Annotated in this window: 15 protein-coding genes; 7 read left to right on the forward strand and 8 right to left on the reverse strand. The window is 65.8% G+C overall.

Going from position 1 to position 15,651, the window contains the following annotated elements:
- Positions 1 to 208 precede the first annotated feature (208 nt).
- The 4 genes from ABZW74_RS16600 to ABZW74_RS16615 all read right to left on the reverse strand — a co-directional run bounded on the left by ABZW74_RS16600 (position 209) and on the right by ABZW74_RS16615 (position 4,227).
- The gene (locus ABZW74_RS16600) at positions 209 to 1,015 is read right to left on the reverse strand and encodes a maleylpyruvate isomerase family mycothiol-dependent enzyme (RefSeq protein ID WP_240856422.1); all 807 of its coding nucleotides are present in this window, start codon (positions 1,013 to 1,015) and stop codon (positions 209 to 211) included.
- A gap of 120 nt (positions 1,016 to 1,135) precedes the next feature.
- On the reverse strand, positions 1,136 to 1,612 hold the full coding sequence (locus tag ABZW74_RS16605) for a hypothetical protein (RefSeq protein WP_355277645.1): 477 nt from the start codon (positions 1,610 to 1,612) through the stop codon (positions 1,136 to 1,138).
- Between the two features lie 17 nt (positions 1,613 to 1,629).
- Positions 1,630 to 3,189, reverse strand: coding sequence for a 4Fe-4S binding protein (locus tag ABZW74_RS16610; protein ID WP_240856424.1), 1,560 nt, complete (start codon positions 3,187 to 3,189; stop codon positions 1,630 to 1,632).
- A gap of 33 nt (positions 3,190 to 3,222) precedes the next feature.
- Positions 3,223 to 4,227 (reverse strand): diiron oxygenase, encoded by a 1,005-nt coding sequence (locus ABZW74_RS16615; protein WP_240856425.1) that lies wholly within the window; start codon positions 4,225 to 4,227, stop codon positions 3,223 to 3,225.
- 165 nt (positions 4,228 to 4,392) lie between these two features.
- Here ABZW74_RS16615 and ABZW74_RS16620 point away from each other — a divergent pair, with 165 nt between their 5' ends.
- Positions 4,393 to 6,204 (forward strand): sodium:proton antiporter, encoded by a 1,812-nt coding sequence (locus tag ABZW74_RS16620; protein WP_240856426.1) that lies wholly within the window; start codon positions 4,393 to 4,395, stop codon positions 6,202 to 6,204.
- Between the two features lie 600 nt (positions 6,205 to 6,804).
- On the opposite strand, the gene rpsR is transcribed toward ABZW74_RS16620, so the two are convergent.
- Genes rpsR through rpmB form a run of 4 tightly spaced genes read right to left on the reverse strand, consistent with a single transcriptional unit; the run spans position 6,805 to position 7,799 of the window.
- A complete protein-coding gene (gene rpsR, locus ABZW74_RS16625) occupies positions 6,805 to 7,065 on the reverse strand; it encodes a 30S ribosomal protein S18 (RefSeq protein ID WP_240856427.1) in 261 nt (86 codons plus the stop codon).
- Positions 7,066 to 7,087: 22 nt separating this feature from the next.
- On the reverse strand, positions 7,088 to 7,393 hold the full coding sequence (gene rpsN / locus ABZW74_RS16630; protein ID WP_240856428.1) for a 30S ribosomal protein S14: 306 nt from the start codon (positions 7,391 to 7,393) through the stop codon (positions 7,088 to 7,090).
- Positions 7,393 to 7,563, reverse strand: a complete 171-nt coding sequence (rpmG, locus tag ABZW74_RS16635) for a 50S ribosomal protein L33 (protein WP_240856429.1) — start codon at positions 7,561 to 7,563, stop codon at positions 7,393 to 7,395. The genes rpsN and rpmG overlap by 1 nt, the downstream gene beginning before the upstream one ends.
- On the reverse strand, positions 7,563 to 7,799 hold the full coding sequence (rpmB, locus tag ABZW74_RS16640) for a 50S ribosomal protein L28 (protein WP_240856430.1): 237 nt from the start codon (positions 7,797 to 7,799) through the stop codon (positions 7,563 to 7,565). The genes rpmG and rpmB overlap by 1 nt, the downstream gene beginning before the upstream one ends.
- Positions 7,800 to 7,867: 68 nt before the next feature.
- Here rpmB and ABZW74_RS16645 point away from each other — a divergent pair, with 68 nt between their 5' ends.
- The 6 genes from ABZW74_RS16645 (at position 7,868) to ABZW74_RS16670 (ending at position 15,651) form a co-directional block, all read left to right on the forward strand.
- A complete protein-coding gene (locus tag ABZW74_RS16645) occupies positions 7,868 to 9,223 on the forward strand; it encodes a GTP-binding protein (RefSeq protein ID WP_355277681.1) in 1,356 nt (451 codons plus the stop codon).
- The gene (locus tag ABZW74_RS16650; protein WP_355277650.1) at positions 9,220 to 9,480 is read left to right on the forward strand and encodes a type B 50S ribosomal protein L31; all 261 of its coding nucleotides are present in this window, start codon (positions 9,220 to 9,222) and stop codon (positions 9,478 to 9,480) included. The genes ABZW74_RS16645 and ABZW74_RS16650 overlap by 4 nt, the downstream gene beginning before the upstream one ends.
- A 485-nt stretch (positions 9,481 to 9,965) precedes the next feature.
- Positions 9,966 to 11,459 (forward strand): hypothetical protein, encoded by a 1,494-nt coding sequence (locus ABZW74_RS16655; protein WP_355277683.1) that lies wholly within the window; start codon positions 9,966 to 9,968, stop codon positions 11,457 to 11,459.
- Positions 11,460 to 11,462: 3 nt separating this feature from the next.
- On the forward strand, positions 11,463 to 11,900 hold the full coding sequence (locus ABZW74_RS16660) for a hypothetical protein (protein WP_240856432.1): 438 nt from the start codon (positions 11,463 to 11,465) through the stop codon (positions 11,898 to 11,900).
- Positions 11,897 to 13,492, forward strand: a complete 1,596-nt coding sequence (locus ABZW74_RS16665) for an FHA domain-containing protein (RefSeq protein WP_355277653.1) — start codon at positions 11,897 to 11,899, stop codon at positions 13,490 to 13,492. Before ABZW74_RS16660 ends, ABZW74_RS16665 begins: the two co-directional genes overlap by 4 nt.
- Before the next feature lie 11 nt (positions 13,493 to 13,503).
- Positions 13,504 to 15,651, forward strand: coding sequence for a cation:proton antiporter (locus ABZW74_RS16670; protein ID WP_355277656.1), 2,148 nt, complete (start codon positions 13,504 to 13,506; stop codon positions 15,649 to 15,651).

Below are 15,651 nucleotides of genomic sequence, written 5' to 3' on the forward strand. Positions count from 1 at the left end.
CGAATTTTCTCGCGGACGACTCAACAAGCAGGGGCAGAAAGTAGGGGAAGAACCTTCCCCTACTTTCAGTGGTCCGGTGGCTCGCTGACGTGGCCTGTTCGCCTGCCCTTCGAGGTATCCCTCGGCTGGTGCCTCGGGCACCTCAGAGAGCGGTGGGGTGGTGGACGCTTATGTGCAGGTCAGAGCGCTAGTCACCGAACTCGTCGAATCAGGCAGGCAGAAACCGTTTGGCGAGTGCCGGAGCCAGCCAGGGTTTGCCACCCCAGGCGAAGGCCCGGCCCGTCACGCCCGCCCACATCGGTGAGCAACGACCGTAGCCGGCCAACAGCGCCGTGGTTGGCTCGACGCTGATGTGGACGTCGGTGGGCCGGGGGTCGGGCGGGTTGATCTCCAGATTTCCCGCGGTGAACTCGTAGATGAAGGATTCGTCGGAGCCGCGCAGGTGGATGTCGTAGGTGGCGAAGTGGCCGGCGCAGGCCGAAGCGTTCACCCAGCTCGGCAAGATCTGGTGTCGTCCGCGGGCGATCATCGCCGCCACCTCCGGGTCCACCGGCCATGGCGCGCGGACCGTGCGGGCGATGTCGTGTCCGTGCACCACGAACTCGCCGATGAGGATGCCCAGCGCCGCGTCGGCCCGGATCATCCGATCGCCGTCGAAGTGCATCTTGGGTACCTGCGCACCGAAGTGGGCGACCGCGTCGAGAAGCTCGTCGAGGTCGTCGAGCAGGGTTGCGACCAGGATCGGAATGTCGCGGCTGGTGAGGTTCGCGATCTGTTTCGCGTTGAAATCGGGCACGTCAGCGGCGTGGAACGACCAGTCGCCTACACCGCGGGCCAGGGCGAGGTAGCGGGCCGGTGCGGTCGAGACGTGTCCGACGCAATCGGCCACCGTCCAGCCGGGGGTTGCCGAGAGTCGGGCTTCGGGATCGGTGACCGAACTGACGAGTGCGGCGAACTGGGCTGCCGTCGCACGGGCAGCGTCGATGTAATCGAATCTCGAGTACATCTGCGTCATCGGTGGGTCCCCCACATGGGGGACGAGATTACTCCCGGAGGCCGGGGTGTGCGAGGCATCGAATCCGGGTCGTCACCAAACTGAGTTGATCCGTGATCAGATGCGCTGTGGCAGTACAGGTCAGGGATTCTTCGCGCCGACGATCGCCGCACGGACGGCTTCCTGGCACGCCGTGCCATCGGGTGCGCCGACCCCGATGTGGAGACTGCCCGGCTGAGCATCCGCGCCGAAACCGGTGACCGAGAAGCCGTCGTCGGACGTCGGACCCAGCTGCTGCATCGAGGCACGGGCGAGCGGCACCGACAGCGCACTGGTACCGCGTTGTGCGCCCGACACCACGACGATCAGGTGTGTCGGATGCAGAACCACCAGCGTCTGGTGCTCGGAATCGGGATCGACGGCGTTGGCTCGCCGCCCGAACAGCTTGCCGAAAAACGTCGTCGACGGCGGATTGATGCTCCGGGTGATCCAGGCCGGCAGATCGTCGGTGATCTGCAACTGATGTGACTCGGCGTGCTCGCGAAGAGCGGTCGCCATGCCGGGAGCCAGGTCGGTCAGGTCGGCGTGTGTGGTGGTGCGCTGGTATGCCGCTGCCATGGCCCCAGCGTAGATGCCTACCGCGCGAGGAGTCTGCGACGACGAGTCGCAGCGGGTGCCCCGAGTGCCCCGGACTCCAGATCGGCGATCAGCGCGGCGACGGTCTCGGCGGAGTCGGTCTTGTTGGTCCCGATGAAGCCCGACGGTCCGCGTTTGATCCAGCCGGTTACATACATGCCGGTCAGCGGGTCGTCGCCGTCGTACACGCGTCCCGAGCGATGGCTGATGGTTCCGGTCGATTCGTCGAACGGCAGGCCCGGAACGGGCCGCCCACGGTAACCCACCGAGGTCAGCACCAGGCTGGTGTCGACAGTGATCGTCGCGCCGGTCGGCTCGACACCTCCGTCTGCGGTGGCCCGATTGCGGCCGAGGACGACGCCGGTGGCCACGCCCTTCGACGAGGTGATGACCTCGAGCGGCGAGGAGAAGAAGGCCAGCCGGATATGTCGTTCGGCGGGTAGGCCACGATCGGCGATCTCGCGCAACAGGTTCAGCTTCGCCGTGTCGGTCGCGTCGCGTGGGATCTGGGGGTCGAGGTGGTCGAGGTCAGCGGGGTCGACGGCCACCGGGACGCCGGAGTCGACGAGTCCGACCAGTTCGGGCAGCGTGAACGCCGCATGTTCGGGGCCGCGTCGACCCGCGACGATCACTTCCTGCACCTGCGAGGTCCGCAGTGCACGCAGGGCCCGACGCGAAATCGTGGTGTGCGCCAGTGCGTCGGGGTCCGACACCAGGATGCGGGCGACATCCAGTGCCACGTTCCCGTTGCCGATGACGAGAGCGCTCTCGCCATCCAGGTCCAGACATTTCCCGTCGCTTCGCTCGCCCCGGTCGAGGTCGGCGAAATCGGGATGGTCGTTGTACCAGCCGACAAACGACGTCGCGCTGGCAACGCCGGGCGCGTCGATGCCGGGGATGTCGAGACGCTTGTCGGTGGGTGCGCCGCCGGCCCAGATGACCGCATGATGCCGTGCGCGCAGCTCGTCGAGCGTGATGTCGCGTCCGACCTGCGTGTTCAGCAGGATGTCGAGCCGGGGGTTGGCCGCGACGTCGTCGAAGAGCCGCATCACCGTGCGGGTGGCCAGGTGATCGGGTGCGACGCCGTATCGAGCCAGGCCGAACGGTTTGTCGAGGCGCTCGTAGATGGTGACCGAGATGCTGGGGTGGCGCAGCAGTTCGTCGGCGGCGTACATGGCCGACGGTCCCGATCCGACGATCCCGACCGTGACATCGCCGTCGACGGCGATCCGACGCGGCTGGTCGATGGGGGCTAGGGGTAACCGCATCGCAGGATCGACGGGGAACCGTGCGCCGACGTCCATCGGATCGGCGTAGGCGGCTGCGTTGATGTCGGCGAACCGCTCCTGGCCTTCCGGCAGGCGGTGGCCGGGAACGATCGCGCCGACCGGGCACGCGCTTACGCAGGCGCCGCAGTCGACACACGTCGACGGGTCGATGTAGAGCATCTCGGCAATGCCGAAATCGGGCTCTTCGGGTGTGGGGTGAATGCAGTTGACCGGGCATGCGTAGACGCACGAGGCGTCACCGCAGCACGCCTGCGTTACGACATGAGGCATGAGTTTGCTTGCTGGGTAGGCGGATTGGTCGAATCAGGCTGCGGTGTAGATGGGTTCGCTGCGGAACCGCGACGACCGGCCGTCGATTCCCAGCACGCGCCAGACCAACCGGGAGATCGGGTTCATCAGGCCGCATTGTTCGGCCAGCATCCGCACGTCGCCGAAGACGTTGCGGCGCACACGCTTGGACTCTCCGGAACGCCAGAAGATGTCCTTCATCACCTCGCGGGGCACGTCGAACTCCTTGGCGAAGGAGCGCGGCGGAACCATGATGGCGCCGAGCAGGATTCGCATCGTGAGGGGGAACATCAACGACAGCGCGAACCGCTGGATGCGGCCCTTACCCGGAACGGTGGCGCGCAAGTGGTTGTGCGCGAACGAGATGTGCCGGGCCTCCTCGGCGACGTGTAGCTGCATCACCGCTGCCATTGCCGGGTGCAGGTTCGAGCGGGTGCGCAGGAAGTCCTTCTGCAAGTGGTCGATCGGCTCCTCGCCACCGAGGACGCCGAAGAAGAAAATGCTCGGGAACGTCGTCGACGCCAGGGGGACCAGCGGCGAGATCAGCCGGTAGCCGACCTTGGCGCCGGGAACGTCCATGCCGATGCGGTTGACCAGTTCCTGAAACATCAGGGTGTGGTTGCACTCTTCCTTGGACTCGTGCGTCGTGTAGCGGAATCGCTTGTCGCCGTTGGAGAGTTTGAAGCTGTACTGCATGAGACCGCGGATCAGGATGGACTCGAACTGCAGTCCCACCTTGGCCACGTTGGCCTGGCGCCACATGCCGATCTTGATCTGCTTGTCCTGCGGCAGGTTCTGGTACCAGGGGTGGCGACCGATGGGGTCCACGTCGTAGGAGAGGATCCACCGCGGATCGTTCTCGACGACCGCCATGTGCGGTGCGTCCCAGTCGATGTCGAGGTATGGATCGAAATTGCGGTGCACCGACGCGGACGACAGGTCGTCGAGGACCTGGGCGTAGTCATCTGCAGCGATGGACTTGTCATGTTCGGGCACGTAACGCACGGCGGCGTCGGTCATCGTCCTCGCCTCTCTCGTCGTCGACGCGACCGAGAGTCGCGTCAGGTGTGTTGGTTGCGAAACTATGTCCAGCGGGGCTATTTGTCAACATTCAATGTCACATTCGCTGATGGCACGGGGTGTCATCGGGGTATCCCGACGCGGCGATGGACGATGATGGTCTCCATGGAGCATGTCCTGCTGGTGGTCCTTGCTGTGCTCGCGATCGCGGCCGTGCACGAACTGGCCCCTCGAGTGCACGTCGCACCCGCGCTGGTGCTGGTCGTATTCGGCGCCGTGATCGGGGTGATGCCCGGCGTGCCCGAGGTCGAGATCGATCCCGAATGGATCCTCGTCGGTGTGCTGCCGCCACTGCTCTACGCTGCGGCCGTCTCGATGCCGACCATGGATTTCCGACGGGACTTCGGGACCATCAGCGCGCTCTCGGTGGTGCTCGTCGTGATCAGTTCCGTTGCGCTCGGGTTCTTCTTCTACTGGCTGATTCCCGGCATCGGTCTCGCCGCGGGTATCGCGCTCGGCGCGATCGTGAGTCCGACCGACGCCGTGGCCACCGCGATCGCGAAACGCATGGGCGCGCCGTCGCGGGTGACGGCGGTGCTGGAAGGCGAGAGCATGCTCAACGACGCCACCGCCCTGGTGCTGCTGCGCTCGGCGATGGCGGCGATCTCGATGAGTGTGTCGTTCGGCGGCGTCGTCCTCGGTTTCGCGTGGGCGGTGGTGGGCGCGGTGATCATCGGCAGCGTCGTCGGGGTGCTCAATCTGCTTGTGCGATCGCGGGTCTCGGATGCGACGGTGAACACCGCGATCTCCTTCACCGCGCCCTACCTGGCGTATCTGCCGGCCGAGCACTTCGAGGCGTCGGGCCTGGTCGCCGCGGTCACCGCCGGCCTGATCACCGGTGCCGGCGCGGCGCGCTACCTGACGCCGCAGCACCGGCTCTCCGACACCCAGAACTGGCACACCGTCGAGCTGATCCTGGAAGGCGGGGTGTTTCTGCTGATGGGTCTGGAGTTGTTCGCGCTGATCCAAGACGTGGAGAGGCACCACGAAGGGGTGATGCGCGCGGTGTGGATCGGACTGGCCGCGCTGGCGGTGACGCTGCTCATCCGAGCGTTGTATGTCACACCGCTGGCCTGGCTGCTGAATCGGGCGGCGAAACGCGGGTTGGCGGTGCGCCCATACCTGGAGACGATGAACGACAACATCACCTCACATGCGAAGACGCAGCGATTGTCGGCGCAGTCGGCGTCGGGTGCCACGTCGTCGGGCAAGCGACGACGCCAGAAGGTCGACCGCCGGCTACGACGCGCACTGTCCGGTCGAAAAGGGGCGGGCGAACCAGCTGACGTATCGCAGCTCGGACCCGAGACCGCGCGGCTCTACAGTTTGCGCATTCGTCGCCAGATCGCGGACATCGACTACTACCTCGCCGCTCCGTTGGGCCCCAAGGAGGGCACGCTCGTCGTGTGGGCGGGAATGCGCGGCGTCGTGACGGTGGCGGCGGCACAGACGCTGGACCCGGACACGCACTACCGCTCGCTGCTGGTGCTCATCGCCTTTGTGGTGGCTGCGGCGTCGCTTCTGTTGCAGTCGGGCACCCTACCGTGGCTGATCAGGAAGCTCGGGGTCGCCGACAAGCCCGAGGAACTCGCCGCCGAGCACGACCGCCTGCGCGCCGACCTGAACAAGACCGCGCAACGTGTGATGACCGAATCCGATGCGGTGCAACGATTCCCGTGGCTGCGCGCCCGGATCGAGCAGATGGAACGGGAATCCGACGAGGACGAGGACGCCACCGGCAGCGCTCTGGACTACCGCGCGAGTTTCGAGAAGACCCGACGCGCGATCATCGAAGCCCAACGCCGCACCCTGCTCGCGTTGCGCAAACAGGGCACCTACTCGTCGGCCCTTCTCACCCGCGAACTCAAGCAACTCGATGCCGAGGAGATCAGTCTCGACATGCGGACGGAGGATTGACTGGCCGCCGACAGCCGGAAATCACGGGTGGCCAGAAACCGCTGGTGTACATCGGGTTTCTAACTGAACACACGATTAATGGCATCGCGACGCGTCGCGATCACAAAGACCTCACAAATGAGGTCCATGTCGCAGCCCTGCTCCGACGATCCAGGTCGTTGGCTGACGGTCGTGAGCCCGGAAGACTGGTGGCACGCGCGCTTTCCCCTAGATTTTGCGGTCGGGTCGCTGGCGTTTCTCCCCAATTCGGGGGTTGGCAACCGAACTCGCCGAGTCAGCGACCCACCCGCCACCTGCGGCGGCGACCCTGGAGGTGGGAAGAGCGACGCCGTCCGAAGCGTCCCAAGAAAGTAGGGGAAGAAACTCGTCCCCTATTCTTGGAGCCCTCCCCGCGAATTTTCTCGCGGGCGACTCAACAAGCAGGGGCAGAAAGTAGGGGAAGAACCTTCCCCTACTTTCAGTGGTCCGGTGGCTCGCTGACGTGGCCTGTTCGCCTGCCCTTCGAGGCATCCCTCGGCTGGCGTCTCGGGCACCTCGGAGAGCGGTGGGGTGGTGGACGCTTATGCGCAGGTCAGAGCCCTGTTCGCCTAACTCGTCGAGTCAGCGATTGCTGCCGTAGGGCAGCAGCGCCATTTCTCGTGCGTTGCGAATCGCGGTGGCCACCTGGCGTTGCTCCTGGGGTGACAATCCGGTGACTCGTCGGCTGCGGATCTTGCCTCGATCGGAGAGGAAGGTGCGCAGCAGGGAGACGTTCTTGTAGTCCACCGGGTTGCGACCGTCCACCTTGATTCCCTGTGCGGTCAGTTGATTACGCGCCTTGCGGGCGGGTTCGGCCGCGCGTCGGCGAGAGGGTTTGGGCATCGATGGCTCCTGAGATCGGCTGTTACCAGCTGGATTTGTGGATTCCGGGCAGCTCGCCGCGGTGGGCCAGTTCACGGAACCGGACCCGTGAGACCCCGGCCTTCCCGATGTATCCGCGGGGGCGGCCGTCGATGGCGTCGCGGTTGCGCAATCGGGTGGGGCTGGCGTTGCGGGGGAGTGCCTGCAGTTCGCTCTGCGCACGACGACGGTCGGCGGCGGGCAACGATATGTCGGCGATGGTGCGTTTGAGGGCAGCGCGACGCTCCGCGTGGCGGGCGACGATCACCTTGCGCTGCTCGTTGCGAATCACCTTGGACTTCTTGGCCATCAGCGTTCCTCCCGGAATTCCACGTGGCGACGGACAACGGGGTCGTATTTCTTCAACGTCATGCGGTCGGGATCGTTGCGCCGATTCTTGCGCGTCACATAGGTGTATCCCGTTCCGGCAGTTGACTTCAGCTTGACGATGGGGCGAATCTCGCTTCCGCGCGCGGCCATCAGATCTTCTCCCCGCGGGCGCGAATACCGGCCACCACGGACTCGATGCCCTGGCGGTCGATGGTGCGCAACCCTTTGGTGCTGACGCGCAAGGTGATGTAGCGGTTCTCGCTCGGCAGGTAGAACCGCCGACGTTGGATGTTGGGGTTCCAGCGACGACGAGTTCGCCTGTGCGAGTGCGAGACCCGATTACCGAAGCCGGGTGAGCGGCCGGTGACCTGGCAGTGTGCGGACACGAGCACTCCTTTTTGTTGGCAATGATTTCCAATTACTGTCAGGACACGGTAGCGTGGTCGACGTGCAAATGGAAATTGTTCCCAATAGCCGGACGCCGGTGATCCTGGTTTCCGGGCTCGACCGTGACGGCGTTGCCCGCGTGAGCGACTCGCTTGCGACGCCAGGAACGACGCTGATCCACCACGACCTGCGATCGCTGAACTCCGGCGCAGTCATTCGAACGGTGCGCTCGGTGGACCCCGACGGCACCGACCGTCAACAGTCCACTCTCGTGCAACTCGAGCACGGATGTGCGTCGTGCACGCTGCGCTTCGACCTCCTGCCGCTGCTTCGTCAGCTGCATTGGCGCACCAGCGTGAATCGCATTGTCCTGGAACTCGACTCCACCCTGGAACCCGAGGTGATCAGCGAGGCCATCGACACCGTGATGATCACGGACATGCCCGGTTTCGTCGACGGGCCGGCCGGCCTGGATGTCGACATCCACGCGACGGTGGTCTGTGTCGCAGAGGCCGATTGGCTCGACGCGGCGACCGGCGACATCACGCTGGGCGAAGCGGGCCTGCTGAATCGCGAACCATCGATCGGCGACGACGTCCCGGAATCGGAGATGATTTCGGTCGAGTACGACGACGATCGGACGCTCGCGCAGGTGGCCGTGGGTCAGGTCGCGTTCGCCGATGCCCTCGTGGTGTCCGCCGCCGATCCGGCTGTGCGCGACAACTGGGCATCGGCACGTTTGATGGCCGTCCTCACGAGGTTGGCGCCCAAGGCGCCTATCATTCTGGAACTCCCGCAACGGCCGATGTCGTCGTCGCATGCGACAAGCCTGCTGCAGGCCATACAGCCGGGTGCTCGCCGCGGTCGGGTGAGCGGTCCGCACAGTCCGCTCCTCGTCGGCGAACCGCCGCTGGATTCCGAGTGTGGTGTGCAGATCGTCGAGTTCCATTCCGATCGGCCCTTCCATCCCGAACGACTGCACGAAGCGCTCGACGCCCTGCTCGACGGTGTGGTGTGTTCGCGGGCGCGGGTGTGGTTGGCGACGCGGCCCGACCACATGTTCTGGCTCGAATCCGCCGGTGGCGCCCTGCGGGTCAGCGAGGCGGGCCGGTGGCTGGTCGCGACGCCGGTCGACGAACTGGCCGGCGTCGACGCCCAGTGGCGCGCGATGGCGGCGCTGCGCTGGGACGACACCCATGGAGACCGGCACTCGTCGATGGTCGCGCTCGTCCACCGGGCCGACCCGATCGAGATACAGGAAGCGCTCCGCGACGCCTGCCTGACCGACGCCGAGATGGCTGAGGGGCCGCAGGCTTGGCTCAGTTATTCCGACCCGTTCGGTGTCGTCCACAACGACCCCTGCGAACCCGATGAACGCGATGCCGACGAGTCGACGAGCATCGCCCGAGAGGACCGACGATGAAGAAGGGTGTTCACCCGGAATACCACCCGGTGGTCTTCCGCGACGCCAACACCGGCGACGAATTCCTGACCCGATCGACCGCGACCTCGTCGTCGACCGTGGAGTGGAGCGATGGTGAGACCTACCCACTCATCGTGGTGGAGATCTCATCGAAGTCGCATCCGTTCTGGACCGGCAGGGCGCGGGTGCTCGACCGGGAAGGCCGCGTCGAACGCTTCCGTCGGAAGTACGCTGACCTGGGTCGAAACGCCGGATGAAAGCCATCTGTCGCGTGTCGTCTGATTGAGTGGTTGTGATCGCCGGTCGGATTTCTACGGGTTAGAGTTGTCGCACCAAGTTCCCGCCTCTCACCTGGAGGACCGATGTGCGGTCAGGCTAGCCCGTCCGGCGCCGTGCACGCGATCGTCCCAGTTCGATTGAGTGTCACCGGACACCCGAGGACACTGGGGTGAGCGCGCCACGAGGGCCGCACGATCCGCGTGGCCCGCAAGGTCCGACGCGGATCGTGCCTGCCTCCCCTCCTCCGGGCGGGCCGCCGCCTCCCGGTCCACCACCGCGATACCCCGGTCGGCCGGGAGGACCACCTCCGGGACCGGGTTTTCCGCCGCCTCCTCCAGGTCAACGACCACCCGGTCCGCCGCCGAAGTCTGGGGCACCGCAGCCAGCTGCACGTGGTCAGGTGCAGACCGTCGGCGGTGACCTGACACCGGAGCTCATCGACTCCGACGTCTGGACCGACCAGATGGTCGAGCTCGCCGGGATCCCGGTTGTCGACGTGCCTTTCGTGACGGTCGGATCGGGTATCGGCTCCTTTGTCACGGTCGACTACCTCCGCATTTGTGGCGTCCCGCTGGACCGGATCGCGGTGCTCGGTCCGCAGGATGTGCCGTGGCACAGCTACGAATACCTGACGCGGGTGTCGCAGATCCCGCGCGGTGAGCGGCTGCGCTCGGACTCCGCCTCGACGCCGGACAACATCTGGGGATTCCCGTCGTATGCGGTGCGGGAAGCGTGGAACGACAAGAAGATCGGGCCGCTGTGGAACGTGCTGACCGAGCCGATCTTCTCGAACTACTACACGCCCAAGGCCGGGCACGCATTCGAGTCGATGGAGAAAGAGTGCAACCGGATCGGCTACCTGAATTGCCTGCATCGCGGACAGGTTCGGATGATCCGACGTCGGGCCGGTGGCGGCTACTTCACGATTCTCACACCGCCGCAAGGAACTTCGCCCACCAAGCGCGTCGCGTTCCGCAGCCAGTGGGTTCACGTGGCCATCGGCTACCCGGGTATCAAACTGCTGCCCGACCTGCAGGCATTCCGTGAGAAGTACCGCGACGCAAGCAAGGTCGTCAACGCCTACGAGCCGCACGAACACATTTACCAGTCCCTCCAGCGCAAGCCCGGCACGGTGATGATCCGCGGTGCCGGTATCGTCGCATCGCGTGTCCTGCAGCGGCTCATCGACGACCGCGACAAGTACGGCCTGCAGACCCAGATCGTGCATCTGTTCCGCAGCTACGTCGACAAAGCGCACGGACCGCACATCTTCATGCGGCGCAAAGGCAAGGACGGATGGGCCTACCAGGGCTTCAACTATCCGAAATCGGTGTGGGGTGGCCAACTCAAGGCGCGCATGCGCAAACTCGAGGGCCACGAACGCGCCGAGGCGTACAAGCAGATGGGCGGCACCAACACTCCGGTGCGCGACGACTGGCAGGAGCAACTCAAACGCGGACGCTCCGAGGGCTGGTATCGCGTCGCGGTGGGCAAGGCCGAGAGTCTGGTCCCGGCCCAGGGCGGTCAGGGCGTGATGGCGACGGTGCGCGTCGACCCGCACGCACCGATCGAACAGCAACACCGGCCGGACGGGACCTTCGAGCTGTACGCCGATTACGTGATCGACTGCACCGGACTGGAAGCCGACGTCCGCGAGCATCGGCTACTCGCCGACCTCCTCGACCACACCGGCGCCGGCATCAACCCGGTCGGTCGCATGGATGTCGAACGGGACTTCGAGCTCAAGGGCACGCGCAATGGCAGCGGGAAGATCTATGCCTCGGGCAGTGCGACTCTCGGTGGGTACTTCCCGGGCGTCGACACCTTCCTCGGGCTGCAGATCGCGGCCCTCGAGATCGTCGATGATCTTGCCAAGCAGGGCTTTTGCAAGCGGCTCGGACCGGGCAGATCGGTGCGGCAGTGGTGGCGCTGGGTGAATCACAAGGGGGTGGACTGACCCATGCTGCCAACTCTGTGGGGCCGAATTCAGACCCGGGTGCTGGTCCTGGGCATCCTCGGTGGACTCTGGACGCTGGTCCTCGCTCCGTTCCTGCCCGACGGCGCTCCGATTGCCACCAGCTATCAGGTGGCGTTCACGGTGCTGGCCGTGGTCATCGTGCTGGGTGTCGGCTGGGAGTTCATCTACCACTTCCTGCAACAGTTCCGGTGGGAGAAGGACTGGCCGACCCTGTTCGGATTGCTCACCGCCATCAACGAGGGCATCGCGGCCTGGTTCTTCCTCAAATACGTCCCGGTGCTGCCCGACGATGTGGAGCTGACCCCACTCGTGTTCTGTATCCAGTTCATCACCACCTGGCTGATCGTGTGGGTGGCGGTCAACGGGCCGTTGCGAGCGATCTTCCCGCACTGGCGATTCCAAGGAGGCCGGTTCTTTTGACCACGTCAGCCGAGACCCCGAGTCTGACGCCCACCGTCACCCTGGTCCCGGGCGACGGAATCGTGATCCGCAAACCCGCATTCCTGTGCGTGCTCACCACCGACGCACCGGCCGCGCTGCTCAAGGACGTCACTGCGCTGCAGGCCGCCGTCGCGGTACCCGACCGGATGCCGCGCCGCGGCCGTCATCTGGTGCGCAAGCTCGCCGAGATCGTCGCCACCGCCGACGACCCGGTGAACATCGCCTTCGCCGCGCCCGACAGCGCCGGAATCGCAATCTTCATGTCCGGGGCGGTGTTTGCCGAAGCCGACGGTGAGCGACTCGAACCGGAGGGCGACGAACCGTTCGACCGCGCCGTGGTGTGGCCGTTCGAAGGATTGGGACTGTATCTGGTCGGCGCAGTCCCCGCCGAACCGGGCGAAGAGTCCTTCGACCTGGTCAACGGCGTGGTCCCGGCCAGGGGTGCCCTGTTGCACACGCCGCTGGGCCTGCGGGGCACCGAAATCCACGAGATCGCGGCGCCACCACCGCGTATTCGTCCGGAAGTCCACGTCGACGACATCGCATCCAAGCCTGCCGCCGAGCCGGTCGACGCCGAGTCCGACGAGTCCGTTCCGGCCTTCCACGAACCGCCCCTGGACTTTTCGAAGCCGGCGCCGGAGCCACCGGTGGAAGAGCCGGTCGTCCAACCGGATCCGGTTGCGCCCGCGCCGGCCGTCGACGCTGTGGACGAATCGATGAACTCGGCGACCGAACCCATGCGGGCGCCAACTCCGCCGCCGCCTCCTCCTCATCCTCCGCAGCCCGAGCCGCGCCCTGGCCCGGTGGCAGTGCCCGAACCGCAGCCGTTCCAGTCGTCGTCACTGGGCGGTGGTGAACCTTTCCAGTCGGCGTCGCTCGGTTCCGCAGTTCCCGACCCCGTTGCACCCGAGCCCATTTCGCCCGAGCCGGTTCCGCAGCCGCTTCCCGTCGAACCCGTGCGACCCGCCGAACCGGTGCCGCACGCACACGTGCATCACGACGACCTGCACGAACCGGTGGAGCAGCGCGCACCGCTGCCCAAGCAGGAACATCAGCGGCCGGCAACCGAGGTTGTGAAGATCGAGGAATCCCGCGCACATGTTCACGGGATTCGCTGCTCCCGTGGACATCTCAACCACCCGCAATCGTGGCTGTGCGGGGTGTGCGGCATCCGCATGGATCAGCTCACCGCGATCCTGGTCGAAGGGGAGCGGCCGCCGCTGGGCTGGCTGTTGCTCGACAACGGGTCCACGTACCTGCTCGACGAGGATCTGGTGATCGGACGTGAACCGGGAACCGGAGGGGGTGGAGGGCGGGGGAAGCCCAAACCGATTCGCGTGCAGGACGAGTCCGGACAGCTCTCCCGGCGACACGTCGAGATCCGGCTCGTCGAATGGACGGTGCAACTCGTCGACCTTGGTTCGGCGAACGGTACCTACGTCGTCGACCCGTTGAGCGGCAATCGGGAGACCCGACTGCCCGCGCAGCGCCCGCATGTGCTCGCTCCCGGTTCGCACGTGCGAATCGGCGGACGGCACTTCATCTTCGAATCCCCGCACGCCCGAGTCTGACCGAGGGCGACATGGCCGACACGCACATCGTCACGTTCCTTCTCCTCGACGTCGCCGTCGTCATCGCGGCGGCGCGAGCGGGTGGCTTCGTGGCACGTAAGTTGGGGCAGCCCGCGGTGGTAGGTGAGATCGCGGCCGGAATCGCGCTGGGGCCGAGCCTGCTCGGGCTGTTCCCGGGCAACCCCGACGAATGGCTGTTCCCGACCGAGGTGCGACCGCTGCTCTTGGCGATAGCCCAGCTCGGGCTGGTCTTGTTCATGTTCATCGTCGGGCTCGAACTCGACATGCGGCTCATCAAGGGGCGTGAACGCGCTGCGGCGAGCATCTCGCTGTCGTCGATCATCCTGCCGTTCGCGCTGGGTGCGGCACTCGCCCTGATCCTGTACGACCAGCACGACGACAAGTCGCTCGCCCCGAATGTCAGTCTCGCGAACCTGACGCTGTTTCTCGGAATAGCCATGTCCATCACCGCATTTCCGGTGCTGGCCCGCATTCTGAACGACCGCGGGATGATGCGCACGGTGCCCGGCGTGTTCAGCCTGGCCGCAGCCGCGGTCGACGACATCGTCGCCTGGACCCTCCTCGCATTCGTGACCGCCATCATCGGTGGCGAGAACGTGGGTGACGTCGGCAAGATCGTCGGGCTATCGCTGTTGTACTGCGCGGTGATGTTCCTCGTCGTGCGCCCGTTGCTCGCTCGTCTGGTCGAGTGGCGCGACACCGCGGGCCGCATGACTCCCGACATCCTCGCTGTTGTCCTGATCGGGCTGTTCCTGTCGGCGGCGGCCACCGAGTGGATCGGCATCCACTTGATCATCGGTGCCTTTGTGTTCGGTGCGGTGATGCCGAAAGTCGGCGCCGAACAACTGCACCGGGAGATCCTCGAACGGCTGGAACAGGCCAGTGTGCTGCTCTTGCTGCCGATGTTCTTTGTGGTCACCGGTCTGGCGGTGGACCTGAGCGGCATCGGTCTGGACGGGTTGTGGCAGCTCGTGCTGGTTCTCCTCGTGGCGATCGCGGGTAAGTTCCTCGGAGCCTTTGCCGGTGCTCGGGCCAGTGCGATCCCGGGCAGACAGAGCGCTGCGATAGCCGTGCTGATGAACACCCGAGGGCTCACCGAGTTGGTGATCCTGTCCGTGGGGCTCAGCCTCGACGTGCTCACACCCCAGCTCTACGCGATGCTCGTGGTCATGGCGCTGGTCACCACTGTGCTCACCGCGCCGCTTCTACGACTCGTGTATCCGGATTCGGTGGTGGCCAACGACATTGCGGAGGCCGAGCGCCTCGCATTGGCGGCCGGATCGGCCAACCGGGCGATGGTGGTGCTGACCGATCTCGACGCGAGTGTCGACGAACTGTTGCATCGACATCGGCGACTCTTCGGTGCGGCGGCGGGCTACGACGTGGTCCTGGCCGGCGTACTCTCGGTCACGGCGCCCGCGAAGCGGCTCGAGGTCGGGGTGCCGATCATGCCGGACTTCGCTGCGATGGCGTCGGCCGTGGAGAAGCTGAACATGTTGGGATCGGCGTTACCGGGCCCGGATTCGGTGTCGGTGCTGTGCCGCTTCAGTGCCGACCCGGTGGTCGATCTGACCGAGATGGCCGAGAACGCCAACATCGATTTCATCTTCCTCGACAGCAGCCGTTCCGAGATCGCCGACGGGCTGCAGATCGCACCCGTGGTGACGGTGGACGAGCGAGCTCCGGGACCCGATATTGCTGCGAGCGGGGATCGGGGGGCCGCGTCGATCGTCTGCGTCGCACCGGAGACGCGTGCCGGCCGGACCGCCATTCTTGTGGCTGCCGGGTTGGCACTCAACGAATCTGCGCCGCTGACGATCGTGACCGGCGCATCTCGGCGTCGCGTGCTCGCCGATCTGGAACCGGCGATCGACCAAGGTCTCGAGATCAGCGTCATCGACCGCAAGCGCTCCTACGATCGGGTCGCGGCATTGATTGTGGTGGCCGACGAGGAGACCGACGGCACGGTCAAGGTCGTCGACCATGTGGGAACCAGTGAAGAAGGCTTGGGGGACAGGGTGAGTCGCTACTTTGAACGGGTGGTCGCAGAACGGGTGGACTCAGCCGCCCCGCGCCCGATACTCGGGCAACCAGTGCACACGCACACCACAGCACACGAAACACCGGAGAGGCACTGA

The sequence above is a fragment of the Gordonia sp. NPDC003585 genome (assembly GCF_040610755.1).
Lineage (GTDB): Bacteria > Actinomycetota > Actinomycetes > Mycobacteriales > Mycobacteriaceae > Gordonia.